At 72.5% G+C, this 26,538-nt stretch carries 28 protein-coding genes; 9 read left to right on the forward strand and 19 right to left on the reverse strand.

From position 1 onward, the window contains the following. Window positions 1–242: 242 nt before the first annotated feature. The 4 genes from GT045_RS29560 to hisI all read right to left on the reverse strand — a co-directional run bounded on the left by GT045_RS29560 (window position 243) and on the right by hisI (window position 3,276). Entirely contained in the window at window positions 243–500 is a 258-nt protein-coding gene (locus tag GT045_RS29560) for an HGxxPAAW family protein (RefSeq protein ID WP_161289275.1), read from the reverse strand. Between the two features lie 184 nt (window positions 501–684). After that, on the reverse strand, window positions 685–1,323 hold the full coding sequence (locus tag GT045_RS29565; RefSeq protein ID WP_345942793.1) for a TIGR02234 family membrane protein: 639 nt from the start codon (window positions 1,321–1,323) through the stop codon (window positions 685–687). A 61-nt stretch (window positions 1,324–1,384) separates the two neighbouring features. Beyond that, window positions 1,385–2,863, reverse strand: coding sequence for an anthranilate synthase component I (locus tag GT045_RS29570; protein ID WP_161336045.1), 1,479 nt, complete (start codon window positions 2,861–2,863; stop codon window positions 1,385–1,387). Between the two features lie 11 nt (window positions 2,864–2,874). Beyond that, complete coding sequence (gene hisI, locus GT045_RS29575) at window positions 2,875–3,276, reverse strand: phosphoribosyl-AMP cyclohydrolase (protein WP_161289279.1); 402 nt, start codon at window positions 3,274–3,276, stop codon at window positions 2,875–2,877. A gap of 83 nt (window positions 3,277–3,359) precedes the next feature. Here hisI and GT045_RS29580 point away from each other — a divergent pair, with 83 nt between their 5' ends. Further along, window positions 3,360–3,995: a TIGR03085 family metal-binding protein gene (locus tag GT045_RS29580; protein ID WP_161289281.1), complete on the forward strand. Its 636-nt coding sequence runs from the start codon at window positions 3,360–3,362 to the stop codon at window positions 3,993–3,995. Window positions 3,996–4,008: 13 nt separating this feature from the next. Continuing rightward, window positions 4,009–4,407, forward strand: coding sequence for a VOC family protein (locus GT045_RS29585; protein ID WP_161289283.1), 399 nt, complete (start codon window positions 4,009–4,011; stop codon window positions 4,405–4,407). Window positions 4,408–4,414: 7 nt separating this feature from the next. On the opposite strand, the gene GT045_RS29590 is transcribed toward GT045_RS29585, so the two are convergent. From GT045_RS29590 to hisD, 10 genes are all read right to left on the reverse strand, one after another. Continuing rightward, a complete protein-coding gene (locus GT045_RS29590; RefSeq protein WP_161336046.1) occupies window positions 4,415–5,641 on the reverse strand; it encodes an MFS transporter in 1,227 nt (408 codons plus the stop codon). A gap of 13 nt (window positions 5,642–5,654) precedes the next feature. After that, window positions 5,655–6,242, reverse strand: coding sequence for a helix-turn-helix domain-containing protein (locus tag GT045_RS29595; protein WP_161296008.1), 588 nt, complete (start codon window positions 6,240–6,242; stop codon window positions 5,655–5,657). An 83-nt stretch (window positions 6,243–6,325) separates the two neighbouring features. After that, a complete protein-coding gene (gene hisF / locus GT045_RS29600; RefSeq protein ID WP_161296006.1) occupies window positions 6,326–7,081 on the reverse strand; it encodes an imidazole glycerol phosphate synthase subunit HisF in 756 nt (251 codons plus the stop codon). Beyond that, entirely contained in the window at window positions 7,078–7,473 is a 396-nt protein-coding gene (locus tag GT045_RS29605; protein ID WP_161296004.1) for a RidA family protein, read from the reverse strand. The genes hisF and GT045_RS29605 overlap by 4 nt, the downstream gene beginning before the upstream one ends. Beyond that, complete coding sequence (priA, locus tag GT045_RS29610) at window positions 7,470–8,195, reverse strand: bifunctional 1-(5-phosphoribosyl)-5-((5-phosphoribosylamino)methylideneamino)imidazole-4-carboxamide isomerase/phosphoribosylanthranilate isomerase PriA (RefSeq protein ID WP_161296002.1); 726 nt, start codon at window positions 8,193–8,195, stop codon at window positions 7,470–7,472. The genes GT045_RS29605 and priA overlap by 4 nt, the downstream gene beginning before the upstream one ends. A 3-nt stretch (window positions 8,196–8,198) precedes the next feature. Next, entirely contained in the window at window positions 8,199–8,840 is a 642-nt protein-coding gene (hisH, locus tag GT045_RS29615; RefSeq protein ID WP_161336047.1) for an imidazole glycerol phosphate synthase subunit HisH, read from the reverse strand. Next, window positions 8,840–9,004, reverse strand: coding sequence for a hypothetical protein (locus GT045_RS39150; RefSeq protein WP_202516254.1), 165 nt, complete (start codon window positions 9,002–9,004; stop codon window positions 8,840–8,842). The genes hisH and GT045_RS39150 overlap by 1 nt, the downstream gene beginning before the upstream one ends. A gap of 4 nt (window positions 9,005–9,008) precedes the next feature. Then, window positions 9,009–9,602, reverse strand: coding sequence for an imidazoleglycerol-phosphate dehydratase HisB (gene hisB / locus GT045_RS29620; protein WP_161295998.1), 594 nt, complete (start codon window positions 9,600–9,602; stop codon window positions 9,009–9,011). Next, on the reverse strand, window positions 9,599–10,705 hold the full coding sequence (locus GT045_RS29625) for a histidinol-phosphate transaminase (RefSeq protein WP_161336048.1): 1,107 nt from the start codon (window positions 10,703–10,705) through the stop codon (window positions 9,599–9,601). The genes hisB and GT045_RS29625 overlap by 4 nt, the downstream gene beginning before the upstream one ends. Beyond that, window positions 10,702–12,027 (reverse strand): histidinol dehydrogenase, encoded by a 1,326-nt coding sequence (gene hisD / locus GT045_RS29630; protein WP_161336049.1) that lies wholly within the window; start codon window positions 12,025–12,027, stop codon window positions 10,702–10,704. Before hisD ends, GT045_RS29625 begins: the two co-directional genes overlap by 4 nt. Window positions 12,028–12,237: 210 nt before the next feature. Here hisD and GT045_RS29635 point away from each other — a divergent pair, with 210 nt between their 5' ends. From GT045_RS29635 to ybaK, 4 genes are all read left to right on the forward strand, one after another. Beyond that, entirely contained in the window at window positions 12,238–13,815 is a 1,578-nt protein-coding gene (locus GT045_RS29635; RefSeq protein ID WP_161295992.1) for an oxidoreductase, read from the forward strand. A gap of 165 nt (window positions 13,816–13,980) precedes the next feature. Continuing rightward, window positions 13,981–15,033 (forward strand): hypothetical protein, encoded by a 1,053-nt coding sequence (locus tag GT045_RS29640; RefSeq protein WP_202529137.1) that lies wholly within the window; start codon window positions 13,981–13,983, stop codon window positions 15,031–15,033. Between the two features lie 11 nt (window positions 15,034–15,044). Beyond that, window positions 15,045–15,785 (forward strand): LON peptidase substrate-binding domain-containing protein, encoded by a 741-nt coding sequence (locus GT045_RS29645; RefSeq protein ID WP_161293670.1) that lies wholly within the window; start codon window positions 15,045–15,047, stop codon window positions 15,783–15,785. A gap of 32 nt (window positions 15,786–15,817) precedes the next feature. Further along, complete coding sequence (gene ybaK, locus GT045_RS29650; RefSeq protein ID WP_161336051.1) at window positions 15,818–16,321, forward strand: Cys-tRNA(Pro) deacylase; 504 nt, start codon at window positions 15,818–15,820, stop codon at window positions 16,319–16,321. Window positions 16,322–16,578: 257 nt separating this feature from the next. On the opposite strand, the gene GT045_RS29655 is transcribed toward ybaK, so the two are convergent. The 4 genes from GT045_RS29655 to GT045_RS29670 all read right to left on the reverse strand — a co-directional run bounded on the left by GT045_RS29655 (window position 16,579) and on the right by GT045_RS29670 (window position 20,440). After that, window positions 16,579–17,220, reverse strand: coding sequence for an AAA family ATPase (locus GT045_RS29655; protein ID WP_161336052.1), 642 nt, complete (start codon window positions 17,218–17,220; stop codon window positions 16,579–16,581). A gap of 34 nt (window positions 17,221–17,254) precedes the next feature. After that, window positions 17,255–18,079, reverse strand: coding sequence for an ABC transporter permease (locus GT045_RS29660; protein WP_161287483.1), 825 nt, complete (start codon window positions 18,077–18,079; stop codon window positions 17,255–17,257). Between the two features lie 64 nt (window positions 18,080–18,143). Next, entirely contained in the window at window positions 18,144–19,157 is a 1,014-nt protein-coding gene (locus GT045_RS29665; RefSeq protein WP_161287482.1) for an ABC transporter ATP-binding protein, read from the reverse strand. A gap of 59 nt (window positions 19,158–19,216) precedes the next feature. Beyond that, window positions 19,217–20,440, reverse strand: coding sequence for an NYN domain-containing protein (locus GT045_RS29670; RefSeq protein ID WP_161336053.1), 1,224 nt, complete (start codon window positions 20,438–20,440; stop codon window positions 19,217–19,219). Between the two features lie 225 nt (window positions 20,441–20,665). On the opposite strand from GT045_RS29670, the gene GT045_RS39155 reads away from it, so the two are divergent. Beyond that, complete coding sequence (locus GT045_RS39155) at window positions 20,666–20,836, forward strand: hypothetical protein (protein ID WP_202516171.1); 171 nt, start codon at window positions 20,666–20,668, stop codon at window positions 20,834–20,836. 100 nt (window positions 20,837–20,936) lie between these two features. Here GT045_RS39155 and dnaE read toward each other — a convergent pair whose 3' ends face one another. Next, complete coding sequence (gene dnaE, locus GT045_RS29675; RefSeq protein WP_161295408.1) at window positions 20,937–24,476, reverse strand: DNA polymerase III subunit alpha; 3,540 nt, start codon at window positions 24,474–24,476, stop codon at window positions 20,937–20,939. A gap of 168 nt (window positions 24,477–24,644) precedes the next feature. On the opposite strand from dnaE, the gene GT045_RS29680 reads away from it, so the two are divergent. Then, the gene (locus GT045_RS29680; RefSeq protein ID WP_161295410.1) at window positions 24,645–25,970 is read left to right on the forward strand and encodes a DUF2252 domain-containing protein; all 1,326 of its coding nucleotides are present in this window, start codon (window positions 24,645–24,647) and stop codon (window positions 25,968–25,970) included. A 68-nt stretch (window positions 25,971–26,038) separates the two neighbouring features. Further along, on the forward strand, window positions 26,039–26,538 hold a 500-nt coding region (locus GT045_RS29685; protein WP_161336054.1), incomplete at its 3' end, for a hypothetical protein.

Here is a 26,538-nt window from a genome sequence, read left to right on the forward strand (position 1 = left end):
GCGCGCGCAGCGAGCAGAAGGCGCCCCGGAAGGACCTGTGGCGACAGGCCGCTCGCGCGGCGCAGCGGACCGCGCCGGACGGGCGGGGGGGGGCGGGTGACGGCGAAGGGCGGCCCGCACCGGACGGGCGGGTGCGGGGGACGGCGAAGGGCGGCCCGCACCGGACGGGCGGGGGCGGGGGACGGCGAAGGGCGGCCCGCACCGTCCTGGGTGCAGGGCCGCCCTTCGGGGAAGCGCTTGGCTCAGCTCTCCGCGGCGACCGGCTCGCGGGTCACGGCGGGGGCGGTGTGCGGGAGCGTACGGGTCTCCTTGGGCTGGCCGAGGCCCATGGCGCGCATGATGCCGCCGACCACGCCGCCGAGGAGGACGATCGCCATGCCGGCCCAGAAGCCGACGGGCTGGGCCATCACCATGAAGGCGCCCGCGACGCAGAACCCGATGAAGGCGATGGTGACGCCGGTCCAGGCGGCCGGGGTGTGACCGTGGCTGCTGCCCGCCATGACTTGCTCCTCGTTGCTGTGTACGTGTGGTAGGTCCGAGCCGGACGCTCGTGGTCCATTGTCCCGTACGCGTGCGCGTGCCGGACGCGGGGGTGGCGTCTGTTTCACCACATCCGGCCGGCCGGCCCTCCGCACGGCTCCGGTCCGGACACCCGCCTGCCCCGGGGCTGGTGGTCCGCCCGGTTCAGGCGCCCGTGGGGTCCTCGCCCCGGTCCAGGGCCTTCCAGATCTCCTCGGGGCGCTCCGGGTCGGCGGGGCGGGCCGTACGGCGGGGGCGGGCGGTGCCGCGCTCGTAGCGGCCGGACATCGTGGGCCACCGGCTGCCGTAGCGCAGGGCGAGCAGTCCGGCGAGCAGGATCAGCACCCCGCCGACGGCGGCGACGTAGGGCCAGCCGGTGTGGCCGAGCGCGTCGACGGTGGCAGAGGTGTCGCCGCTGACCTTGGCGGCCTGCCCGTCCAGGACGGAGCTGTCGGAGGCGGTCACGAGGGCCGCGGTGGCGATCCCGGCGCCGGACAGCGCGAGCAGCCCGGAGACGAGGAACCGGCCGGCCCTGCGGACGGCGAAGACGGCGACGAGCGCGGCGAGGCCCACTATGGCGAGGGCCGCGGGGACGCCCGTGACGTCGCTGCCCTTGGCGGTCAGCGGGAACGCGCCGCCGGCCACCGTCGCGGTGCCGTCCGCCCAGCGCTGCCGGGTCGCGAGCAGGGTCACGGCCGCGCCGAGGGCACCGAACAGCAGGGCCACGGCGAGGCTTCGCCGGCCGGACCGGACGGGCGCGGCGGCTTCGGAGCGGGGATGGGGTACGGCTGTCACGTACTCCACTATCGCCTGAACCCCGGGCGAACCGTCACCCGGGGTTCCTCTGCGGGGCGTGAGAAGCGCCCTATTGCCCCAGCCGGTTGGCCGTGTGCACGGCCCGCAGCACCGCGGCGGCCTTGTTGCGGCACTCCTGGTCCTCCGCGACCGGGTCGGAGTCGGCGACGATGCCCGCCCCGGCCTGGACGTAGGCGGTGCCGTCGCGGAGCAGGGCCGTCCGGATGGCGATCGCGGTGTCGGAGTCGCCGGCGAAGTCCAGGTAGCCGACGCAGCCGCCGTACAGGCCGCGCCGGGAGGGCTCCAGTTCGTCGATGATCTGCATCGCGCGGGGCTTGGGGGCGCCGGAGAGGGTGCCCGCCGGGAAGCAGGCGGTGAGGACGTCGAAGGCCGTGCGGCCGGGGGCGACCTTGCCGGTGACGGTGGAGACGATGTGCATCACGTGCGAGTAGCGCTCGATGGACATGAAGTCGACCACCTCGACCGAGCCGGGCTCGCAGACCCGGCCGAGGTCGTTGCGGCCGAGGTCGACCAGCATCAGGTGCTCGGCGCGTTCCTTGGGGTCGGCCAGCAGCTCGTCGGCGAGGGCCTGGTCCTCCTGCGGGGTGGCGCCGCGGTGCCGGGTGCCGGCGATGGGGTGGACCATCGCCCGCCCGTCCTCGACCTTCACCAGGGCCTCCGGGGAGGAGCCGACGACGTCGAACCCGTCGAGGCGGAACAGGTACATGTACGGCGAGGGGTTGGTGGCCCGCAGGACCCGGTAGACGTCGAGGGCGCTCGCCGTGCACGAGGTCTCGAAGCGCTGGGAGGGCACGACCTGGAACGCCTCGCCGGCGCGGATGCGCTCCTTGACGTCCTCGACCGCCCGCCGGAAGTCGGCGCCGCCCCACAGGGCGGTGTACCCGGGCAGTTCGGAGGGCGGCAGGACGGCCGGGGGCTGGGCGACCGCGCGCGTGAGGTCGGCCTCCATGGCGTCGAGCCGGGCCACGGCGTCCGCGTACGCCTCGTCGACACCGGTGTCGAGGTCGTTGTGGTTGATCGCGTTGGCGATCAGCAGGACCGACCCCTCCCAGTGGTCCATGACGGCGAGGTCGCTGGTCAGGAGCATGGTCAGCTCGGGCAGACGCAGGTCGTCGCGCTCGCCGGGGCCGATCTTCTCCAGGCGGCGGACGATGTCGTAGCCCAGGTAGCCGACCATGCCGCCGGTGAAGGGCGGCAGGCCCTCCTGGTGGGGGGTGTGCAGCGTCTGCAGGGTGGCGCGCAGGGCCACGAGGGGGTCCCCGTCGGTGGGGACGCCGACGGGCGGGGTGCCCAGCCAGTGGGCCTGTCCGTCCCGGGCGGTGAGCGTGGCGGAGCTGCGCACCCCGACGAAGGAGTACCGGGACCAGGACCGGCCGTTCTCGGCGGACTCCAGCAGGAAGGTGCCGGGGCGCTCGGCGGCGAGCTTGCGGTAGAGCGCGACCGGGGTGTCGCCGTCGGCGAGGAGCTTGCGCGTGACCGGGATGACGCGGCGGTCGGTGGCCAGCTTGCGGAAGGTCTCTAGGTCCATGGCGGCTGACCTTACTGACCGGACGCCGCGGCGGCGGAATCCGTGTCCTCGAGCAGGACGTCCTCGTCGAAGCAGGTGCGCGCGCCGGTGTGGCAGGCGGCGCCCACCTGGTCGACCTTGACGAGCAGGGTGTCGGCGTCGCAGTCCAGCGCGACCGACTTCACCCACTGGAAGTGGCCGGAGGTGTCGCCCTTGACCCAGTACTCGCGGCGGCTGCGCGACCAGTAGGTGCAGCGGCCGGTGGTCAGCGTGCGGTGCAGCGCCTCGTCGTCCATCCAGCCGAGCATGAGCACCTCGCCGGTGTCGTACTGCTGGGCGACGGCGGGGACGAGCCCGTCGGCGCCGCGCTTGAGCCGCGCGGCGATCTCGGGGTCGAGGCTGCTGGGCCGGGGGGTACCGGTCGTACTGGTCATGCATGCCATTGTGCCGCGCGGGGCGGACCGGGCCGGTGCCGTGTCCACTGCGCGGACTCGGCACCTGGTCGTAGGCTGACTCCATGTCGACCTTCGCCAAGCGTGAACGGCTTCTGTTCGCCGACCTCTTGGAAACCGTCGGACCGGACGCGGAGACCCTCTGCGAGGGCTGGCGGACCCGGGATCTGGCGGCGCATGTGATCGTGCGGGAGCGCCGCCCGGACGCGGCCGGCGGCACGCTGATCAAGCAGCTCGCGCCACGCCTGGAGAAGGTGATGGCCGAGTACACCGCGAAGCCGTACGAGGAACTGATCCAGCTGATCCGTACCGGCCCGCCGCGCTTCTCGCCCTTTCAGCTCAAACAGGTCGACGAAGCGGCCAACATCATCGAGTTCTACGTCCACACGGAGGACGTCCGGCGCGCGCAGCCGGACTGGAGCCGGCGCGAGCTGGACCCGGTGTTCCAGGACGCCCTGTGGTCCCGGCTGGAGCGGGCGGCGCGGCTGATGGGCCGGGGTGTGCCGACGGGGCTGGTGCTGCGCCGCCCGGACGGCCAGACGGTGGTGGCGCACCGGGGCACTCCGGTGGTCACGGTGACCGGTGAGCCGTCGGAGCTGCTGATGTTCGCGTACGGCAGGCAGAGCGCGGCCCGGGTGGAGCTGGAGGGCGACGGGGACGCGATCACGAAGCTGCACGAGTCGCGGCAGCTGGGCATCTGAGAGGGCCTGCCACATGATCAAGGTCGCGATGACGAGCGTGTACGTGGACGACGTGGCGAAGGCGCACGCCTTCTACACCGAGGTGCTCGGCTTCGAGACCCGCACCCACATGGACCTCGGTGACGGCACGCTGTTCGTGACGGTCGGGGCGCGGGAGGGGGCTCAGCCGGATCTCCAGCTGCTGCTGGAGCCCGGGCAGGGCCCGATCGCGGAGCCGTACCGCAGGGCGGTGCACGAGGCGGGCCTGCCGTGCATCGTGTTCTCGGTGGACGACATCCAGGCCGAGTACGAGCGGCTGGGCGGCCTGGGTGTCCGGTTCACGCATCCCCCGCAGGAGCAGGGCCCGGTGCTGGCGGCGGTGTTCGACGACACGGTGGGCAATCTGGTGCAGCTGGTCCAGCCGAAGGGGTGAGGCGCCGTCAGCCGGGCAGTTCGGCGCGGCGCAGGGCCGGTACGACCAGGACGACGACCCCGCCGAGTCCGCACACGGTGGCGCTGACGGCGTAGACCGGGCCGAGCCCGAAGGCGCCGATCGCGGCGGCCGCGAAGGGCATGCTCAGCGGGGTGAGGCCGAGGCTGACGAGGCTGGAGACGGCGGTGACACGGCCCAGGTAGGCGGGGTCGGACTGGGTCTGCAGCAGGGCTCCGCACAGCGCGCCGCTGAGGCCGGCGAGGAGGCCGACGAGCAGGGCCGTGCCGGCGGCGGCGGCCAGGGTCGGCGCCAGGGCGAGGGCCCCGACGGCCACGGAGCCCGCGACGCACGCGCTCCCGGTGACGAGTCCCGCCCGGGGCAGCCGGCCGCGGACGGTGAGCAGCAGCGCGGCCGCACCGGCGCCGGCGCCGAAGCCCGCGAGGATCCAGCCCATGCCGGAGGCGCCCCAGCCGCGCCGGTCGCAGAGCAGGGTCAGGCCGACGTTCAGCGGGCCGACGAAGCCGAGGTCGCCGAGGGCGATGGCGGCCATCAGCGGGCCGAGGACACGGTGCCGGCGGATGTAGCGCAGGCCGGCCGCGAGGTCGCTCCAGGCGGTGGTCTTCGCGGCCGTGGGCAGGTCGCGTATCCGTACGGCGAGCAGCAGCGGTACCGAGACGGCGATGAGCGCGCCGGCGAGCAGGAAGGCCGCCGCGGCGCCGCCGAGGGCCACGGCGAGCCCGCCGAGGGGGGCGCCGACCACACTGGAGAGGCGGATGGCGAGGCCGCGCATGCCCTGGACCCGGGCGAGCTGGTCCTTCTCGGTGAGCCGGGCGGGCAGGGCGCCCACGGCGGGCATGAAGACGGCGTCGACGGTGCCGAAGACCAGCGCGAGCAGGGCGAGCGGCCACAGTCCCGGGCTGGTGGCGAACAGCAGGGCGGCGACGGCGAGGACGGCGGCACAGCGGACGGCGTCACTGCCGATGACGACCCGGCGTGGCCCGAGACGGTCGGCGAGCACGCCTCCGCCGAGCATCAGCACGGCCCTGGGCAGGGCGCCGACGGACATCACGAGCCCGGCCTGGGCGGGGGTGCCGGCCTGCACGGCGGCCCAGGACAGGGCGAGGTAGTAGACGCTGTCGCCGAGCATCGAGGAGGTGTAGGCGGCGAGCCAGCGCAGGACGTTGGGGTCGCGGTGGGCGTGTGCGGTCGCCGGGGGCACGAGCGTGGCGGTCACGGGGGAGGTCCTCTCAGGCGCGGAACGGGAAGCCGTACACGTGCAGCGCGACGTGCTCACGCCCGGTGGTGTCGCCGGCGGTCTCGGCGGCCCTGCCCTGCTCGTCGTACCTCTTGATCAGGGCGAGCAGTTCGTGCTGGAGGGCGTTCAGCTCCCCCGCGGTGAGGCGGAGCAGGGACTCGCTGTCGGGTGCGGCGGTGTTCCACTCGGGGCTCCAGGTGGACCGCTCGTCGAGGTAGCGGCGGTACAGGTCGGCCCGCTGTTCGTGGAAGAGGCGGGTGGCCGCCATGTGGGCCGCCGCCGTCTCGGGGGCGTCCCGGAAGTCCGCGTCGTGGATGCGCACGCCGTGGGAGGAGGGCTGCCACCAGCGCTCGCGGCCGTCCGCGCTCTGCGGGTCGGCCGCCTCGATCAGTCCGTGCTCGGCGAGCTTGCGCAGGTGGTAGCTGACCAGGGACACGGCCTCGTCCACCTGGTCGGCGAGGTGCGAGGCGGTCGCCTTGTCCGCCACGCACAGCGCTCGGTACAGCTTCATCCGCAGCGGGTGGGCGAGCGCCTTGAGCGTGCCCACGTCCGTGATGGAGCGGCTTCCGTCATCCGTCATGCGCATCACCGTAGACAGGAAAGAAAAGTTGCACAACTAATGTTGCGCAACTTTTCTTTCCTGTTCTGGGGAGCGGTGCCGGTTCACCGCACCGGGTGCCCGGCCTCCCGCAGCGTCTGCTTCACCTCTGAGATGCGCAGGTCGCCGAAGTGGAACACCGACGCGGCCAGCACCGCGTCGGCGCCCGCCGCGACCGCCGGCGGGAAGTCGGCCAGCCTGCCGGCGCCGCCGGACGCGATCACCGGGACGGTCACGTGCCTGCGGACCGCCGCGATCATCTCCAGGTCGTAGCCGTCCTTGGTGCCGTCCGCGTCCATCGAGTTCAGCAGGATCTCGCCCGCGCCCAGCTCGGCGGCCCGGTGCGCCCACTCCACCGCGTCGATGCCCGTGCCGCGCCGGCCGCCGTGCGTGGTGACCTCGAACGTGCCCTCCGCGGTCCGCCGCGCGTCCACCGACAGCACCAGCACCTGGCGCCCGAAGCGCTCGGCGATCTCGCGGATCAGGTCGGGGCGGGCGATCGCGGCGGTGTTCACACCCACCTTGTCCGCCCCCGCCCGCAGCAGTCTGTCCACGTCCTCGGCCGTGCGGACGCCACCGCCGACCGTCAGCGGGATGAACACCTGCTCGGCGGTGCGGCGCACCACGTCGTAGGTCGTCTCCCGGTCGCCCGAGGAGGCGGTGATGTCCAGGAACGTCAGCTCGTCGGCGCCCTCGGCGTCGTACACCTTGGCCATCTCGACGGGGTCGCCCGCGTCGCGCAGGTTCTGGAAGTTGACCCCCTTGACGACCCGGCCGCCGTCCACGTCCAGGCAGGGGATCACGCGTACGGCCAGGGTCATGCCGTCACTCCCCGGAACGCCTCCACCTCGACCTCGACGACCAGGCTGGGGTCCACGAAACCGGAGACGATGATCATCGAAGCGGCGGGCCGGACGCTGTCGAACAGCTCCTTGTGGGCCCGGCCGACCTCCTCGACGTCCCGGGCGTGCGTGAGGTACATGCGCGTGCGCACCACGTCGTCGCGGCCGAGCCCCAGCTGCCGGAGCGCGGCCAGTGCGACGTCGAAGGAGTTCACCGCCTGCTCGTAGGGGCCGCCGCCGGCGATCTGCCCGTCCACGATGGACGTGCAGCCCGAGACCAGCACCAGGCCGTTCGGCAGCTCCACCGCGCGGGAGTAGCCGAACTGCTCCTCCCAGGGCGCGCCGGTCGACACGCGTCGGACGTCACTCACTCGGACACCGCCTCCAGGGCCTCTTCCAGGGTGAACGCCTTCGCGTACAGGGCCTTGCCGACGATGGAGCCCTCGACACCGAGGGGTACCAGCTCGGCGATGGCGCGCAGGTCGTCCAGGGACGACACGCCGCCGGACGCCACGACCGGGCGGTCCGTGACGGCGCAGACGTTCTTCAGCAGCTCCAGGTTCGGGCCCTGGAGCGTGCCGTCCTTGGCGATGTCGGTGACGACGTAGCGGGCGCAGCCCTCCCTGTCCAGGCGCTCCAGCGTCTCGTAGAGGTCGCCGCCGTCACGGGTCCAGCCTCGGCCGCGCAGGGTCGTGCCGCGCACGTCCAGGCCGACCGCGATGCTGTCACCGTGCTCGGCGATGACCTTGGCGACCCATTCGGGGGTCTCCAGGGCGGCGGTGCCGAGGTTCACCCGGGTGCAGCCGGTGGCGAGGGCGGCGGCGAGCGTGTCGTCGTCGCGGATGCCGCCGGACAGCTCCACCTTGATGTCCATCGCCCTGGCCACCTCGGCGATCAGCGCGCGGTTGTCGCCGGTGCCGAACGCGGCGTCCAGGTCGACCAGGTGCAGCCACTCGGCGCCGGAGCGCTGCCAGGCGAGGGCGGCCTCCAGCGGCGAGCCGTAGGAGGTCTCGGTCCCGGACTCGCCGTGCACGAGCCGGACGGCCTGGCCGTCGCGGACGTCGACGGCGGGGAGGAGTTCGAGCTTGGCCATGGTCTACAGGGTTCCGATCCAGTTGGTGAGGAGCTGGGCGCCGGCGTCGCCGGACTTCTCGGGGTGGAACTGCGTGGCCCACAGGGCGCCGTTCTCCACCGCGGCCACGAACGGCTTGCCGTGCGTCGACCAGGTGACCTTGGGAGCCGCGATCAGCGGGTTGTGGACCTCGAGCCGCCAGTCGTGGACGGCGTAGGAGTGCACGAAGTAGAAGCGGGCGTCGGCGTCCAGGCCGGCGAACAGCTGCGAGCCGGCCGGGGCGTCCACGGTGTTCCAGCCCATGTGCGGCACGACGTCGGCCTGGAGCGGCTCGACCGTGCCGGGCCACTCGTCCAGACCGTCGGCCTCCACACCGTGCTCGATGCCGCGCGCGAACAGGATCTGCATGCCCACGCAGATGCCCATGACGGGTCGCCCGCCGGACAGCCGGCGGTCCACGACCCAGTCGCCGCGGGCGTCGCGCAGACCCCGCATACAGGCGGCGAAGGCGCCGACGCCCGGCACCAGCAGGCCGTCGGCGTTCATCGCCGTGTCGAAGTCGCGGGTGATCTCGACGTCGGCGCCCACGTGCGCGAGGGCGCGCTCGGCGGACCGGACGTTGCCGAAGCCGTAGTCGAAGACGACGACCTTCTTCGGCGCGCTCATCAGCTCCACACCTCCAGTCGCATGACTCCCGCGACGAGGCACATGGCCGCACCGATGGAGAGCAGCACGATGAGACTCGTGGGCATCTTCTGCTTGACGAAGGAGATGATGCCGCCGACGAGGAAGAGGCCGACGACGATCAGCAGGGTGGACAGACCGTTCATGGGGTTACAGCGCGCCCTTCGTCGACGGGAGGATGCCGGCCGCGCGCGGGTCGCGCTCGGAGGCGTAGCGCAGCGCCCGGGCCAGCGCCTTGAACTGGCACTCCACGATGTGGTGGGCGTTGCGGCCGTACGGCACGTGCACGTGCAGCGCGACCTGCGCCTGGGCGACGAAGGACTCCAGGATGTGCCGGGTCATCGTCGTGTCGTACTCGCCGATCATCGGCGCCATCTTCTCGGGCTCGGTGTGCACGAGGTAGGGGCGGCCGGAGAGGTCGACGGTGACCTGGGCGAGCGACTCGTCCAGCGGGACCGTGCAGTTGCCGAAGCGGTAGATGCCCACCTTGTCGCCGAGGGCCTGCCTGAAGGCGGCGCCCAGCGCGAGGGCGGTGTCCTCGATGGTGTGGTGGGAGTCGATGTGGAGGTCGCCGTCGGTCTTCACGGTCAGGTCGAACAGACCGTGGCGGCCGAGCTGGTCGAGCATGTGGTCGTAGAAGCCGACACCGGTGGCGATGTCGGTCCGTCCGGTGCCGTCGAGGTCTATCTCGACGAGGACCGAGGTCTCCTTGGTGGTGCGCTCCACACGTCCTACGCGGCTCATACCTGGGACTCCTTCTTGACTTCACGGACCGCGTCGAGGAACGCGTCGTTCTCTTCGGGGGTTCCGGCGGACACCCGCAGCCACCCGGGCACGCCGTTGTCGCGGACCAGGACACCCCGGTCGAGGATCTTCCGCCACATCTCGTGGGCGTCGTCGAACCGTCCGAACTGCACGAAGTTGGCGTCGGACTCGACGACCTCGTAGCCGATCGTGCGCAGTTCGGCGACCAGCCGGTCCCGCTCCGCCTTCAGCTGCTCGACGTAGCCCAGCAGCGTGTCGGTGTGCTCCAGCGCGGCCAGCGCGGTCGCCTGCGTGATCGCCGACAGGTGGTACGGCAGCCGGACGAGCTGTACGGCGTCCACGACCGCCGGGTCGGCGGCGAGGTAGCCCAGGCGCAGACCGGCCGCGCCGAACGCCTTCGACATGGTCCGGGAGACGACCAGGTGGGGGCGGTCCGCCAGCAGGGGCAGCAGCGAGTCGCCGTGGCTGAACTCGACGTACGCCTCGTCCACGACCACCATGGACGGCCTGGCCGCCTGGGCCGCCTCGTACAGCGCGCGGACGGTCTCCGGCGGGACCGCGCTGCCGGTGGGGTTGTTGGGGGTGGTGATGAAGACCACGTCGGGCCGGTGCTCGGCGAGGGCATGCTCGGCGGCGGCGAGGTCGATCGTGAAGTCCTCGCCGCGCGGACCGGAGATCCAGCCGGTGCCCGTCCCGCGCGCGATGAGGGCGTGCATCGAGTACGACGGCTCGAAGCCGAGCGCCGTACGGCCCGGTCCGCCGAAGGTCTGCAGCAGCTGCTGGATGACCTCGTTGGAGCCGTTGGCGGCCCACACGTTCTCGGTGCCGACCGGGTACTTGCCCGTCCTCGTCAGGTAGGCGGCCAGCTCGGTGCGCAGCTGGACCGCGTCCCGGTCGGGGTAGCGGTTCAGGTCGCGGGCGGCGTCCCGCACCCGCTCGGCGATCCGCTCGACCAGCGGCTCGGGCAGCGGATAGGGGTTCTCGTTGGTGTTCAGCCGTACGGGGACGTCCAGCTGGGGCGCGCCGTAGGGGGACTTGCCGCGCAGCTCGTCCCGTACGGGGAGATCTTCGATGCGGGTCACTTGCTCTCGGGTACCTTCCAGCCGAACCTCGCCTTGACGGCCGCGCCGTGCGCCGGGAGGTCCTCGGCCTCCGCCAGCGTCACCACGTGCTGCGCGACCTCGGCCAGCGCGTCCCGCGTGTAGTCGACGATGTGGATGCCGCGCAGGAAGGACTGCACGGACAGGCCCGAGGAGTGGCAGGCGCAGCCGCCGGTGGGCAGGACGTGGTTGGACCCGGCCGCGTAGTCGCCGAGCGAGACGGGGGCCCAGGGGCCGATGAAGACCGCGCCCGCGTTGCGGACCCGGTCGGCCACGGCGGGGGCGTCGGCGGTCTGGATCTCCAGGTGCTCGGCGCCGTAGGCGTCCACCACCTTCAGACCCTCCTCGATGCCGTCCACGAGGACGATCGCGGACTGCCGGCCCTTGAGCGCGGGCACGATCCGGTCGTCGATGTGCTTGGTGGCGGCGACCTGCGGTTCCAGCTCCTTCTCCACCGCCGCCGCCAGCTCGGCGGAGTCGGTGACCAGGACGGCCGCCGCGAGCGGGTCGTGCTCGGCCTGGCTGATCAGGTCCGAGGCGACGTGCACCGGGTCGGCGGTGGAGTCCGCGAGGATCGCGATCTCGGTGGGGCCGGCCTCGGCGTCGATACCGATCTTGCCGGTGAAGTAGCGCTTGGCGGCGGCGACCCAGATGTTGCCGGGGCCGGTGACCATGTTGGCCGGCGGGCAGGACTCGGTGCCGTGGGCGAACATCGCGACGGCGGTGGCGCCGCCGGCCGCGTACACCTCGTCCACGCCGAGCAGGGCGCAGGCCGCGAGGATCGTCGGGTGCGGCAGGCCGCCGAAGTCCGCCTGGGCCGGCGAGGCGAGCGCGATGGACTCGACGCCGGCCTCCTGCGCGGGCACCACGTTCATGACCACGGAGGACGGGTAGACCGAGCGGCCACCGGGCGCGTACAGACCGACGCGCTCGACCGGCACCCACTTCTCGGTGACCGAGCCACCGGACACGACCTGGGTGGTGTGCGTCGTCCGGCGCTGCGCGCGGTGGACGAGCCGGGCCCGGCGGACGGACTCCTCCAGGGCGGCACGCACCGCCGGGTCCAGGGCGGCGAGCGCGTCGGCGAGCGCCTGGGCCGGGACACGGACGCTTTCCAGCCGTACTCCGTCGAACTTCTCGGCGAAGTCGATCAGCGCCGCGTCGCCACGATGATGCACGGCCTCGCAGATCGGACGCACCTTCTCCAGGGCGGCCGAGACGTCGAAGTCGGCTCGGGGCAGCAGGTCGCGCAGGGCGGGGCCCTCGGGAAGGGCGTCGCCGCGCAGATCGATTCGGGAAATCACAGTCCCAATTCTCTCAGACCGCCGTCGGGAGCCGTCCGCGCGTATCAATGGCTGATACAGAACGCGGGCCAATGACTGGTACATAGGCTGGCCGGAACCCGGAAGATCGCATTCACTCTTTGTGTTCGAGACGTCACCCACCGGGCATGAACGCCAGTACGACACAAGTGACCCACTAGTAGCCCGCGGGGCGAGGGAAGAGGAAGAGCGGTGACCGAGGGGACCGGCGTCCGCGCCGGGGACCTGCCGGACGACCTGACCGCGACCGAGGCAGGCATGTGGCAGGCCTTCCGCAACGGCAGCCTGTACGACCTGAGCAGCGGCGACTTCGTGGTGGACGATCCGCACGGCGGGCATCCGTGGGGCCCGGAGCGGACCGTACGGGCCCGCATCGTCTGCTGGCTGCTGCTGGACGGCCCGCCGGCGCTCGCCGGCCGGGTGTCCTCGCTGAAGCTCGTCGGTGTGCGGATCACCGACGTACTGGACCTGGCGGGCGGCCAGGTCACCCCGTACGTGGAACTGCGCGGCTGCCGCTTCGACCAGGAGGTCCGGCTGCCGGAGGCCCGGTTCACGACCGTACGCCTGGTGGACTGCGCGGTGCCGCGCCTGGAGGCGGCCCGGGTGCACACGGAGGGTGACCTGCACCTGCCGCGCTGCCGGTTCCAGAACGGGGTCCGGCTGACGGACGCGCACATCGGCACCGACCTGCTGCTCAACCAGGCCGTCGCCTACCGTGACCGCAGCGGCCGGTCGATCGCGGCCGACGGCATGACCGTCGGCCAGGACCTGCAGGCGGAGCTGCTGGAGTCGCACGGCGAGATGAGCCTGCGCGGCGCCCAGATCGGCGTCTCGCTCAGCCTGCGCGGCGCGAAGCTCACCAACCCCTACTCGCGGTTCGCCCTGAACGCCCCCCAGCTGACGGTCGAGCGGACCCTGTACCTCACCCCGGCGGGCGTGGGCAGCCCCCTGCTGAGCGGCACGACGCCCGCGCGCGGGACGCGCATCCAGCGGTTCGAGTGCCGGGGCGGGGTGCGACTGGACGACGGGCGGTTCGGGGACGCCGTCGACCTGGAGCGGGCCCGGTTCGTCTTCACCGACGACCAGGCGCTGTCGCTGCGCCGGGTGCAGACCCCCGAGCTGCGCTTCCTCGGGGACAAGCCGCAGCGCGGCAAGGTCCTGCTGTCGGGCGCCCGGATCACGACCCTGGTGGACCGCGCGAGCAGCTGGCCGGAGACGGGCAACCTGCACATGGGCGGGTTCACCTACGAGAACCTGGTGCCGCAGGGGCCGTTCCCGCTGGCCCGGCGCCTGGACTGGGTGGCGGCGGCCACCGCCGAGTACGCCCCGGAGCCGTACGAGCGGCTGGCCGCGGTGCTGCGGGCCGCCGGGGAGGACGAGGACGCGCGCGAGGTGCTGCTCGCCAAGCAGCGCCGGCGGCGCGAGACGCTGCCGCCGGCCGCCAAGGTCTGGGGGTTCGCCCAGGACTGGACGGTGGCCTACGGCTACCGGCCGGGCCGGGCCGCGGTGTGGATGGCGGTGCTGTGGGCGGCGGGCACGCTGGCGTTCGCGCACGCGCACCATCCGCCCATGAACGCGGGCGGCCATCCGGTCTGGAACCCGGCCCTGTTCACCCTGGACCTGCTGCTGCCGGTGATCGACCTCGGTCAGGCCGGGCAGTGGCAGCTGCGGGGCGGCTGGCAGTGGCTCGGGACGGCGATGGTCCTGCTCGGCTGGGTCCTGGCGACGACGGTGGCGGCGGGCGCGACCCGCATGCTGCGCCGGAGCTGAAGGAGGACCGTCACCGCCGCACCACATCGCTCACCGGCACCGCTCACCCCGCCACGGACCCTCACCGTCCGGACACCCACCCTTTACCGCCCTTTGACCGTACGCCGTACAACTTTCCATGACTTGGCACAACCCTCTGGCGCCGCCCCGACCTGCGGACTTTCAATGGTCGGCACCATGGCTCTGCTGCCCTCGTTCATCCGCTCCCCGCGGATGGCCAAACGCCCCGCGCGCCCGGCCGGCCGACCGCCGGCCGGGGACGAGGCCGTGCTCGACGCGCCCGACGACCGGCTCTCGCCCGCGCTCGTCGCGGCGGCCCGGGGCGAGTGGACCACCGCGGCCGGCCTGCTGGCCGCCACCCGCACCGCGGCCGAGTGGGAACCACGGGACCGGTACGCGCGCCGCCTGGCCGCCTTCGCCCGCTCACGCCCCGAGTGGTACGAGGAGTGGCGGGCCACGGCCCCGGCCGACCCCGGGGTGCTGCTGGTCGGCGCCCAGCTGGCGGTGGACCGCGCCTGGCCCTCGCCGGCCCGGGCCGAGCTGCTGCGCGAGGTGAGCCCGCTGATCACCGCCGCCGCCCGCGCGGACGACCGCGACCCGGTGCCCTGGCGCATCGCGCTCGACCACGCGCGTGGCTCACGGGCGGGACACCGCTACTTCGAGGAACTGTGGGAGGCGGCCGTCCGGCGCGCCCCGCACCACTACGGCTGCCATGTGGCCGCCCTGCGCTACCTCGCCGCCTCCTGGCACGGCTCCCACCGCGAGTGCTTCGACTTCGCCGACCGGGCCGCGCAGGACGCCCCGGCCGACTCCCTGGTCCAGGCCCTGCCCGCCCGGGCGGCCTTCCGCTACCTGACCGACGGCTGCGGGCCCGCCGTGCCGCGGGCCCGGCTGGACGCCGCGGCGGACCGCGCGATCACGCTGTCGGGACGCCTCCCGGCGGCCGACCCGGTCCCCGCCGAGGTGCGCAACAAGCTGCTGTACGTCCTGCTCAGACTGGACCGCGGGGACGACGCCCGGGTCCAGCTGCGCCTGATCGGCCCGTACGCCACCTCGTTCCCCTGGGACCGCTTCTCCGACGACCCCCTCGGCCACTTCCTGCGCCTGCGCGAGCACCTGGAGACGGCGGGCCCGGGACCCGCCACGGCCGGGCTGCTGACGGCACTCACGGGCCCCCTCGGCGGTCACGGCGGACACGCCCTCGCCGCGGACCATTAGGCTGGGGCGCCGTGACCACCGTCCGTCTCCCGCTCTTTCCGCTGAACTCGGTGCTGTTCCCGGGTCTCGTGCTGCCGCTGAACGTCTTCGAGGAGCGGTATCGCGCCATGATGCGCGAGCTGCTGAAGACCCCGGAGGACGAGCCGCGCCGGTTCGCCGTCGTGGCCATCCGCGACGGCCACGAGGTCGCGCCGAGTTCCCCGGGCATGCCCGATCCCACGGCGCAGCCCGAGCGGGGCCCGGCGGCGGGCTTCGGCCCCGATCCGCTCAAGGCCCTGCACGGGGTGGGCTGCGTGGCGGACGCGGCGACCGTCCGGGAGCGGTCCGACGGCACGTTCGAGGTGCTGGCGACCGGTACGACCCGGGCCCGGCTGCTGTCCGTGGACGCGTCGGGTCCGTTCCTCACCGCGGAGCTGGAGGAGCTGGCCGAGGAACCGGGCGACGAGGCCGGCGCGCTGGCCGAGGGCGTCCTGCGCTCCTTCCGCCAGTACCAGAAGCGTCTGGCGGGGGCCCGGGAACGGTCGCTGTCCACCGGTGCGGAACTGCCCGACGACCCGAGCGTGGTGTCGTACCTGGTGGCGGCCGCGATGGTGCACGACACACCGACCAAGCAGCGCCTGCTGCAGGCGCCGGACACCGCGTCCCGGCTGCGGGACGAACTGAAACTCCTGCGCGCGGAGACGGCGATCATCCGTAACCTGCCGTCGCTGCCCGCGTTCGAGCTGACGCGGGCGCCGACCAGCCTGAACTGAGGAAGACCGGAAGGGCCGAGGCCGACACTCCGATGGCGAAGAAGTCGAAGAAGCAGCAGCAGTCCGGGGGCACGCCCGCCACGGTCGCCCTGACGGCGGCGGGGGTGGACTTCACGGTCCACGCCTACGAGCACGACCCGTCCCACCCCTCCTACGGCGAGGAGGCGGCGCAGGCGATGGGCGTCCGTCCCGACCGCGTCTTCAAGACCCTGGTCGCCGACGTGGACGGCTCCCTGGTGGTCGGCGTGGTCCCGGTGGCCGGGTCACTGGACCTCAAGGCCCTGGCCGCGGCGGTGGGCGGCAAACGGGCGGCCATGGCCGACCCGGCCCTCGCCGAGCGCACCACGGGCTACGTCCGCGGCGGCATCTCCCCGCTGGGCCAGCGCAAGAAGCTCCGCACGGTCCTCGACGACTCGGCGCGGGCCCACGCGACGATCTGTGTGTCGGCCGGCCGGCGCGGTCTCGAGGTGGAGCTGGCACCGGCCGACCTGGCGGCCCTGACGGAAGCGGTGCTGGCCCCCATCGGCCGGAGCTGAGCCACCCGACGCCACCGGCCGGGGCTGAGCCGCCCGACGCCGCCGGCCGGAGCTGAGCCACCCGACGCCACCCTCCGGGGATGAGCCTGCCCGACGCCGCCCACCGGGGCTGAGCCTGCCCGACGCCACCCTCCGGGGATGAGCCTGCCCGACGCCGCCCACCGGGGCTGAGCCGCCCGACGCCGCCCGCCGGGACCGGGACGGCGCTCGGACGGCGGGCCCGGACGCGTGTGTCGCCGTCCCGGCCGGGGAAGCCGTCACGGCTGCTGCTGGTACGGGGGCTCGGGGTCCCGGGGACCGAACGAAGCGGTCAGACCGAGGTGCGCCAGCAGACCGGCGAGCGGCCATGCCAGCAGCGCGCCCTTCGCCGAGAGCTTCAGCGGCGCCGAGAACGGCACCCCCCTGCCCACGGCCCGCGCGTGCGCGATCACATCGGACGCGGGGCCGAGCCAGACTCCGAGGCGCCAGGCCAGCAGGGAGCCGAGCAGTCCGCCGAGACCCAGCGCCACGACGAGCGGCACACCTCCGCGCCGCCGCCACAGGAACGCCGCGACCCCGGTGACCAGGCCGAAGGCCAGACCCAACAGGGTGAACGTACCGTCCACCCCGACCGCCTGTTCGCCCTCGCTGTCCTTCAGGTAGACGACCCAGTTCTTGTCAAGCTCGTCGCCGACCAGCGGTACGTGGGGCGCCAGCCACCACCACAGCAGCCCCAGCAGCACCCCGCCGAGCGCCACGGCGACCGTGATCACGGCGGCCTCGCGCAGTTCCGTCCCCAGGGCGGGACCGTCCTGTTCGTACCCGTCCCCGGCGAGCGCCCCGGCGGCCGGCGGAGCCTGCCGTACCTGGTGCGGGGAGTCGTCGTGCGGCGGCGGTGGCGGAGTCAACGGTGCGGTCACCCTGCCATCGTGCCAGGTCGCCCTGTGGGCCGCGTCACCGGACGGCGGCCCTGCGGTAGGCCCGGGTGGCCACGGCCAGTGAGACCACTCCGACCCCCGCGCACACACCCAGGTCAGCGAGGACCACGGCCCAGTCCGGATGCGGCCCGAAGGTCCGGGCGTACGCCTCCACGCCGTAGGTCGAGGGCAGCAGGTCGCGGGCCAGCCGTACGGCCTCCGGCATCCGGTCGGCCGGCAGCACGCCCAGCAGCAGCGCCGCCGACATGCCCAGCTGCCCGAGCACGGTGGCCAGCTCGGGCCGGGGCGCGAGCAGCCCGCAGGCGGCGCCGAGCCCGGCCAGCGCGGCCCCGGCGAGCGGGATGACGGCCACCAGGATCCACAGGTTGCCCAGCGGCAGCCCGAACAGCACACAGCCGAACACCGCGGTCACCAGGGTCCCGGGCACGGTGAAGGAGGCGTACGCCGCCGCCGCGCCCAGCACCACGGCCGCCGGCGGCACCGGCAGCGTGGCGTAGTGGTCGAGTCCCCCGCTGGCCCGCAGCTGCCCGAAGTACTGCGACAGCAGGTTCAGCGCCACGTACGCCACGACCAGCACGGACGAGCCCGCCACCACCGACTGGGCCTCGGGGCCGCTGTCGACGACCCCGCGCATCATCACGGCGATGCCGACGGACTGGAAGGTCGCCACGAACAGCAGCGGGATCCGCGCCACCCTGGCCCGGGACAGCTGCGCCCGGTAGACGGCCGCCAGCGACGGCCACAGCCGCACGGGCGGGCCCAGCTCGGCCGCGCCCCGGGGCGCCGTCTCCGGCACGGTCCGGGCGCCGCCCGGCAGGACCTCGGCGGGTACGACACTCACGACGAGCTGCTCCTCTTCCCTACGGCAGTCGCGCAGATCCATACGCATTCCGCGGCCCGCTCGTTCACGCCCTCACCAGGCCCTGCCGCGCCTCGCCGCCCAGCGCGAGGTAGACGTCCTCCAGGCTGGGCGTGGTGAGCGTGAAGTCGTCCAGGGCGGCGAAGGCGGCCCCGCCGGTCACGGTGGCGACGACGGCGCGGGCCTCCTCGGGGGCCAGCCGGAGCGTCCAGCGCCGGCCGGACTCCGTGGCCCGCTCACGCAGCACGGCCACCTCCGGCACCTCCAGCGGTGCCCGCTCCCGCCACACCAGCTCCACCCGGACCTCGCCGGCGACCTGCGCCTTGAGTCCGGCAGGGGTGTCGCAGGCGATGACCCGGCCCTGGTCGAGCACGGCGACCCGGTCCAGGACCGTCTCGGCCTCGATGACGTTGTGGGTGACCAGCACCACGGTCGTACCGTGCTCGGCCCGGCGCCGGTCCACGGCGGCCCAGACGGCACGCCGGGCCACCGGGTCCATGCCCGTGGTCGGCTCGTCCAGCACCAGCAGCGGCCGTTCGCCGACGAGGACGGCGGCGAAGCAGGCGAGCCGGCGCTGGCCGCCGGACAGCTTCTTCAGCGCCCGCCCCGCGATCGGGGTGAGCCCCAGCTCCTCCAGTACGGCGTCCCGCTCGGTGCGTGCCCGCCGTGCGTCCAGGCCGCGCAGGCGTCCGGTGGTCTCGGCGGCGAGGGAGACGGTCAGCTCGTCCAGGGCCGACGACTCCTGGCCCAGGTAGGCGAGGAGCCGCGCGGCGCGCTCGGGGTGCCGCACGATGTCGTGGCCGAGGATCTCGACGCTGCCCGTGTCCGGGCGCAGCAGGCCGGTGAGCTGCCGGACGAGGGTGGACTTGCCGGCGCCGTTCGGGCCGAGCAGTCCGAAGACCTCGCCGCGCCGCACGTCCAGTTCCACCCCGTCGGTGGCCCGCACCTCGGGGGTGCCTGGCGTGCCCCGCCGGCCCTTCACGGCCGGGTAGGTCTTGCCGAGCCCGCGCACGCGTACGACCTCGTCGTACCGAAGTGCCTGTGCCGCGCGCGTCATCACAAGGGACGAGCCTAAGGGGTCGCGGGCCTCAGCCCGCCTTCGGGGGCCGTCACGGGGACTCAGTCGGCGGTGGGGGCGTGCGTCTCGGCGGCCGCCGGTACGTCGAACTCCCGCCAGAACCCCGCCCGGATGGCGTAACGGTCGTGCTCGTCGATCTGGTCGTCCTTGTGGGCGAGCAGGCCGAACCGGGCCGCGTAGCGCAGCAGCTCCCCGTCGATCCGGTGCGGGATGCGCGGATACATCTGCGAGAGCCGCTGCAGATGGCTCTGGTCGCCGAGCCGGGACATCCAGCGGCGGGCGAACACCTGTCCCACCTCGTACGGGTCGCCGCCGACGGTGGTGATGTCCTCCTCCCGGTCGGCCCACCGCTGCTCGGCGGTGGTGAGCTGGGCCAGCGTCGGCATGGAGGCCGTCTCGGGGGGTTCGGAGACCGTGCCCGGCCGGTCGACCCAGCCCTTGTCGGAGGACCAGCGCAGGGTCGCGGTCGCCGGGTGCTGCACCGGCTGGGCTCCGGGTGCGCGCAGCGCGGCCAGGTCCTTGGGGGTGGGGACGCCCTTGGCCGCGGGGATCCGCTCGGCGGCGCCGTTCTCCGCCGGCGGGGCGGCCGGTGGGTGCGCGGGGCGCTCGGCGGGCCGCTCGTCCGAGGGGGCGAGCGCGGACTCGGGCAGCGGCGCGGAGAGGATCGCGGCGATCTCGGGCCGGGGCGCGGGCGGCGGGGCGCACACGCCGGTCAGCTCCTTGGCGCGGACGGCCTGGGTGATCCAGGCGCGGTCCAGCACACGCCGTTCGTCGGCCTCGGCGACCAGGTCCTCGGACTGGTTGTAGTCGCCGTCGGCGGCCTGTACGGCCCACAGGTGCACGGCGACACCGTGCTCCTTGGCGGCCATCATGCCGGGCAGCAGATCGCCGTCGCCGGTGACGAGGACGACGTCGGAGCAGGCGCGGTTGCGGGCCAGCTCGGTCAGCTCGGCGTGCATGGCGGCGTCCACGCCTTTCTGTGCCCAGCGGCCGTCGCTGCGGGTGAGGGCGCCCAGCCGGACGGTGACCCGGGGCATCACGCGCAGCCGGCGGTGTTCCGGCTGGGGGACGCGGTCGGGGGCGCCGTCGAACCAGTAGATGCGCAGCAGCGGGCGCTCGGTGTCGGACTCCGCGCGGTCGCGCAGCGCCTGGATCAGCGCGGTGTGGTCGACGGTGATCCGGGATCGCGAGGGCTCACCGGCGAGGAGGCTGGCGGCGGCTCCCAGCAGATACCCGGCGTCCACCAGGACGATGCAGCGGTCCACGCGACTCACCCTCTTCCCGGGAGGTTTTGCTTCGGACTTCCTTCGAGTCTGCCCGACCGCGGGGGGCTTAACGGCCCGAACTCGATCTTCGGCGTGGCGTTTCCGGATCCCGTCCGCTCATCAACCCTGTCACACACGGTAATTATCCGACATGCGCCTGATATCAGGCTATGTGAATCTGGATCCGGCCCTGGCCCCTAGATCCCCCACAGGAGGTTGATCACCATGGCCAAGAACAAGAACCGCAAGCAGGCCGGTCCGCAGAACCGCACGCAGCACGCCGAGCACGCGCAGCGGCCGTCGGCGGAGGAGCACGAGCCGCCCATGGCGGCCGTTCCGGGCAGCCCCTCGGAGGCCGCTCGTGGCAAGAAGCAGAAGAGCTTCGGCCACAACTAGAAGGGCAGTTGAAGCCCGGGCACAGTGAGGGGCGCACCCGTTCCGGGTGCGCCCCTTCATGCCGGTCCGGGGCCCTGCCTCAGCCGGCCGGGGCCCTGCCTCAGCCGGCCAGGCAGGACGGGCCGAGCAGCACCTTCAGGTCGCCGAAGAGCGCGGGGTCGGGCTTCACGCGGTGCCGGTCCAGACGGAGCACGGTGGTCTTGCGCGGGCCCTGGAGCCGGATGCGGACCTCGCTGTCGCCCTTGTGGTGGCTGAGGATCTCGCCGAGGCGGCTGACCATGGGCGGGGTGACGCGGGTGGCCGGGATGGTGAGGATCACCGGCGCGTTGGTGCCCGCGTTGGACAGGTCCGGGACCATCAGCTCCATGGCGACGAGCCGCGGCACGTCCTCCCGCTTGTCCAGCCGGCCCTTGACGAACACGACCGCGTCCTCGACGAGTTGGGTCGACACCAGCTGGTAGGTGGCCGGGAAGAACATGCACTCGATGGAGCCGGCGAGGTCCTCGACGGTGGCGATGGCCCAGGCGTTGCCCTGCTTGGTCATCTTGCGCTGGAGGCCCGAGATGATGCCGCCGATGGTGACGACGGCGCCGTCGGAGTGCTCGCCGCCGGTCAGCTGGGAGATGCCCGCGTCGGCCTTGTCGGCGAGGACGTGCTCCAGGCCGAAGAGCGGGTGGTCGGAGACGTAGAGGCCGAGCATCTCGCGTTCCTGCGCGAGGAGGTAGGTCTTCTCCCACTCGTCGGTGGTGAACTCCACGTCCAGGCCGAAGCCGGGCTCGCTGCTGGTCTCCTCACCCATGCCGCCGAAGAGGTCGAACTGGCCCTCGGCCTCCTTGCGCTTGACCGCGACCACGTTGTCGATCATCGGTTCGTACTGCGCGGTGAGGCCCTTGCGGGTGTGGCCCATGGAGTCGAAGGCGCCGGCCTTGATCAGGGACTCCGTGGTGCGCTTGTTGCAGACGACCGCGTCGACCTTGTCGAGGTAGTCGGGGAAGGAGCTGTACTTCCCCTTCGCCTTGCGGCACTTGATGATCGACTCCACGACGTTGGTGCCGACGTTGCGGACGGCGGAGAGGCCGAAGAGGATCACGTCGTCGCCCTGCGCGGCGAAGTTGGACTCCGACTCGTTCACGTTCGGCGGGAGCACCTTGATGCCCATGCGGCGGCACTCGTTGAGGTAGATCGCGGACTTGTCCTTGTCGTCCTTGACCGAGGTGAGCAGCGCCGCCATGTACTCGGCGGGGTAGTTCGCCTTCAGGTAGGCGGTCCAGTACGAGACCAGGCCGTACGCGGCCGAGTGGGCCTTGTTGAAGGCGTAGCCGGCGAACGGGACCAGCACGTCCCACAGGGCCTGGATCGCCTCGTCGCTGTAGCCGTTCTTGCGGGCACCGGCCTGGAAGATCGTGAAGTTCTTGGCCAGTTCCTCGGGCTTCTTCTTGCCCATCACGCGGCGCAGGATGTCGGCCTCGCCGAGCGAGTACCCGGCGATGATCTGGGCGGCCTTCTGCACCTGCTCCTGGTAGACGATCAGGCCGTAGGTGACGTCCAGGACCTCCGTGAGGGGCTCTTCGAGCTCCTTGTGGATGGGGGTGATCTCCTGGAGCTTGTTCTTGCGCAGCGCGTAATTGGTGTGCGAGTCCATGCCCATCGGGCCGGGACGGTAGAGCGCCGACACGGCGGAGATGTCTTCGAAGTTGTCGGGCTTCATAAGGCGCAGCAGGGAGCGCATGGGGCCGCCGTCGAACTGGAAGACACCGAGGGTGTCGCCGCGCTGGAGGAGTTCGAAGGTCGTCGGGTCGTCGAGCGGGAGGCTCAGCAGGTCGATGTCGACGCCCTTGTTGGACTTCACCATCTTGACGGCGTCGTCCATGATCGTCAGGTTGCGCAGGCCGAGGAAGTCCATCTTCAGCAGGCCGAGCGACTCGCAGCTCGGGTAGTCCCACTGCGTGATGGTCACGCCGTCGGTGTGCCGCACCCACACCGGGACGTGCTCGGTGATGGTCTCGCTGGACATGATGACGCCGGCGGCGTGCACGCCCATCTGCCGGACCAGGCCCTCGACGCCCTTGGCGGTGTCGATGACCTTCTTCACGTCCGGTTCGTTCTCGTACATCGCCCGGATCTCGCCCGCCTCGCTGTAGCGCGGGTGGGAGGGGTCGGTGATGCCGTTGAGGTCGATGCCCTTGCCGAGGACGTCGGCGGGCATGGCCTTGGTGAGGCGGTCGCCCATGGCGTACGGGTAGCCCAGTACGCGCGCGGAGTCCTTGATGGCGTTCTTCGCCTTGATCTTTCCGTAGGTGCCGATCATGGCGACCTTGTCGGCGCCGTACTTCTCGGTCACGTACCGGATGACCTCGACGCGCCGGCGCTCGTCGAAGTCGATGTCGACATCGGGCATGGAGACGCGCTCGGGGTTGAGGAAGCGCTCGAAGATCAGGCCGTGCGGGATGGGGTCGAGGTCGGTGATGCCCATGGCGTACGCGACGATCGAACCGGCCGCGGAGCCCCGGCCGGGGCCGACGGCGATGCCCTGCTTCTTGGCCCACATGATGAAGTCGGCGACGACGAGGAAGTAGCCCGGGAACCCCATCTGGATGATGACGTCCATCTCGTACTCGGCCTGCTTCTGGCGGTCCTCGGGGACACCGCCGGGGAAGCGGCGCTCCATGCCGCGGCGGACCTCCTCCTGGAACCAGGTGACCTCGGTGTAGCCGTCGGGGATGTCGAACTTCGGCATGAGGTTGCGGGACTCGAACATGCCGTCGGTGTCGACCATCTCGGCGACGAGGAGCGTGTTGGCGCAGCCCTCCTGCCAGGCGTCCGAGGAGTCGATGGCGTACATCTCGTCCGTGGACTTCAGGTAGTAGCCGGTGCCGTCGAACTTGAAGCGGTCCGGGTCGGAGAGGTTCTTGCCGGTCTGGATGCACAGCAGGGCGTCGTGCGCGCCCGCCTCGTGCGCGTACGTGTAGTGGGAGTCGTTGGTGACCAGCGGGGGGATGCCGAGCTTCCTGCCGATCTCCAGCAGGCCGTCACGGACCCGGCGCTCGATCTCGATGCCGTGGTCCATCAGCTCCAGGAAGTACTTGTCCTTGCCGAAGATGTCCTGGTATTCGGCGGCGGACTTCAGGGCCTCGTCGAAGTGGCCGAGGCGCAGCCGGGTCTGCACCTCGCCGGAGGGGCAGCCGGTGGAGGCGACGATGCCCTCGGACCACTGGGAGATGGTCTCCTTGTCCATCCGGGGCCACTTCTGCAGCCAGCCCTCGGCGTAGGCGTCGGAGGAGAGCCGGAAGAGGTTGTGCAGCCCCGTCCTGTTGACCGCCCACATCGTCTTGTGGGTGTAACCGCCGGAACCGGAGATGTCGTCCCGCTTCTGGTGCGGCTGGCCCCAGAGGATCTTGCGCTTGTTGCGCCGGGACTCGGGGGCGACGTACGCCTCGATCCCGATGATCGGGGTGATCCCGGCCTTCTTCGCGGAGTGGAAGAAGTCGTACGCCCCGTGGAGGTTGCCGTGGTCGGACATGGCGATGTGTGTCATGCCCATTTCGTTGCACGCGTTGAACATGTCCTTCAGCCGCGCGGCACCGTCCAGCAGCGAGTACTGGGTGTGAACGTGCAGGTGCGTGAAGGGCGGCTTCGACACGGGGCGGCCTCCGGGAAACACTGGGCGACGGGCTGGCGGACAGATCTGGGGTCAGCGTCGAAGTCTATGCCTCGGGACTGACACCCGGCGGGCACTCCCGCGTACCTTCGTGCGTTGGAGACGGCAGAAACGCTGTCGTACAGGCAAAGCACCAGGAGGCACCCCGCGATGTCGGTCCCCCAGCTCGACGAGGAGCAGCGCGGCGAGGAGATCCTCGCCGTCTTCGACACCGCCTTCGGCCGGCTCCTGGCCGCCGACCCGGCCGCGTTCCGGGTGAAATTCCGGAAGATGGCGGCCTCGGCGTTCGCCTTCTACCGGGGCACGGCGGCCCTCTTCTACCACGACCTCGACGCGGAGAAGCGCGGCGGTCCCTACCTGGACGACCGCACGTCGCGCGTGTGGATCCACGGCGACCTGCACGCCGAGAACTTCGGCACCTACATGGACTCCAACGGCCGCCTGGTCTTCAACGTCAACGACTTCGACGAGGCCTACGTCGGCCCCTTCACCTGGGACGTCAAGCGCTTCGCGGCGTCCGTGGCGCTCATCGGGTACGCGAAGGCGCTCAGCGACGAGCAGATCACCGAGCTGGTGACGGTCTACGCCGACGCCTACCGCGAGCGGATCCACGCCCTGGCCACGGGCGCCAAGCGGGACGAGGTGCCGCCGTTCACCCTGGACACCGCGCAGGGTCCGCTGCTGGACGCGCTGCGCGACGCCCGTTCGCTGACCCGCTTCGGACTGCTGGAGTCGATGACCGAGATCCGCGACTTCGAGCGCCGCTTCGCCCCGGGCGGCGGCTCCGTCGAGCTGGACGCGGCCACCCGCTACAAGGTCCTCGCGGCCTTCGACGGCTATCTGGAGACGCTGCCGGACTCCTCGCTGGCGCGCCCGGACTCCTACCGGGTGAAGGACGTCGTGGGCCGCCGGGGCATCGGCATCGGCTCGGCGGGCCTGCCGTCGTACAACATCCTGCTGGAGGGCCACAGCGACGCCCTGGAGAACGACGTCGTGATCTACATCAAGCAGGCGCAGACCCCGGCCGCCTCCCGGCACATCACCGATCCGGCCATCGCGGAGTACTTCCAGCACGAGGGCCACCGCACGGTGATCTCCCAGCGCGCCCTGCAGGCGCACGCCGACCCGTGGCTCGGCTGGACCGAGCTGGACGGCGCGGGCCAGCTGGTCGCCGAGATCTCGCCGTACGCCGTGGACCTGGGCTGGGGCGACATCGACGACCCGGAGGAGATCGCCGCCGTCGTCGCCGACCTGGGCCGGGCCACCGCCGCCATGCACGCGGCGGCGGACGACACCTCCGGCGAGTCCCTGGTGCCGTTCTCCACCGAGCGGGCCATCGACGCGGCGCTCGCGGCCGACGAGGAGGGCTTCGCGCCCCTGCTGGTGGACTTCGCGCACGGCTACGGCGCACGCGCGCGTGCGGACCACCAGATCTTCGTCGACCTGTTCCGCAACGGCCGGATCCCGGGGCTGTAGATTCCACCGGTTCACAGGCACCCTTTAGGGGCCCCCTACCCGCGTACGTGACAGACTCTCCTCTCGCTATGGACATATCCGGGACCCCGCTCAGAGCCGTGCGCGCGGCGCTGTTCACGGCCTTCGTCGTGACGCTCAGCACCGCGTCGCACGTGCTGCTGTCCCGTGCCCCGCTGCCGCCGGCGACCGTGGGCGCGGTCACCGCCGGGGTCTTCGCCACCGCGTACGCGCTGGCGGGCCGCGAGCGGGGCTTCGGCCGGATCGCGGCCCTGCTGATCCCGCTGGAACTGGCCGCCGACACGGTGTTCACCACCGGCCAGCACGCCTGCTACGGGCGGGCGGGCGGGCCCCTGGCCGGCCCGCTGCGCGCGGTCGGCCTGGACGTGCTGTGCGAGGGGCGGGTGGGCACTCCGCTGGCCCGGATGACCGGCGACCCCGGTCACACCGCGGCCCTGCTGGCGCACGCCAGCCCGGCCGCCGCCTGGCTGCTGCTGGCCGCGCACGTCGGCGTGGGCCTGCTCGCCGCCGCCTGGCTGCGCCGGGGCGAGCGGGCGCTGGCCCAGCTGCT

This window comes from Streptomyces sp. SID486, from assembly GCF_009865385.1.
Lineage (GTDB): Bacteria > Actinomycetota > Actinomycetes > Streptomycetales > Streptomycetaceae > Streptomyces.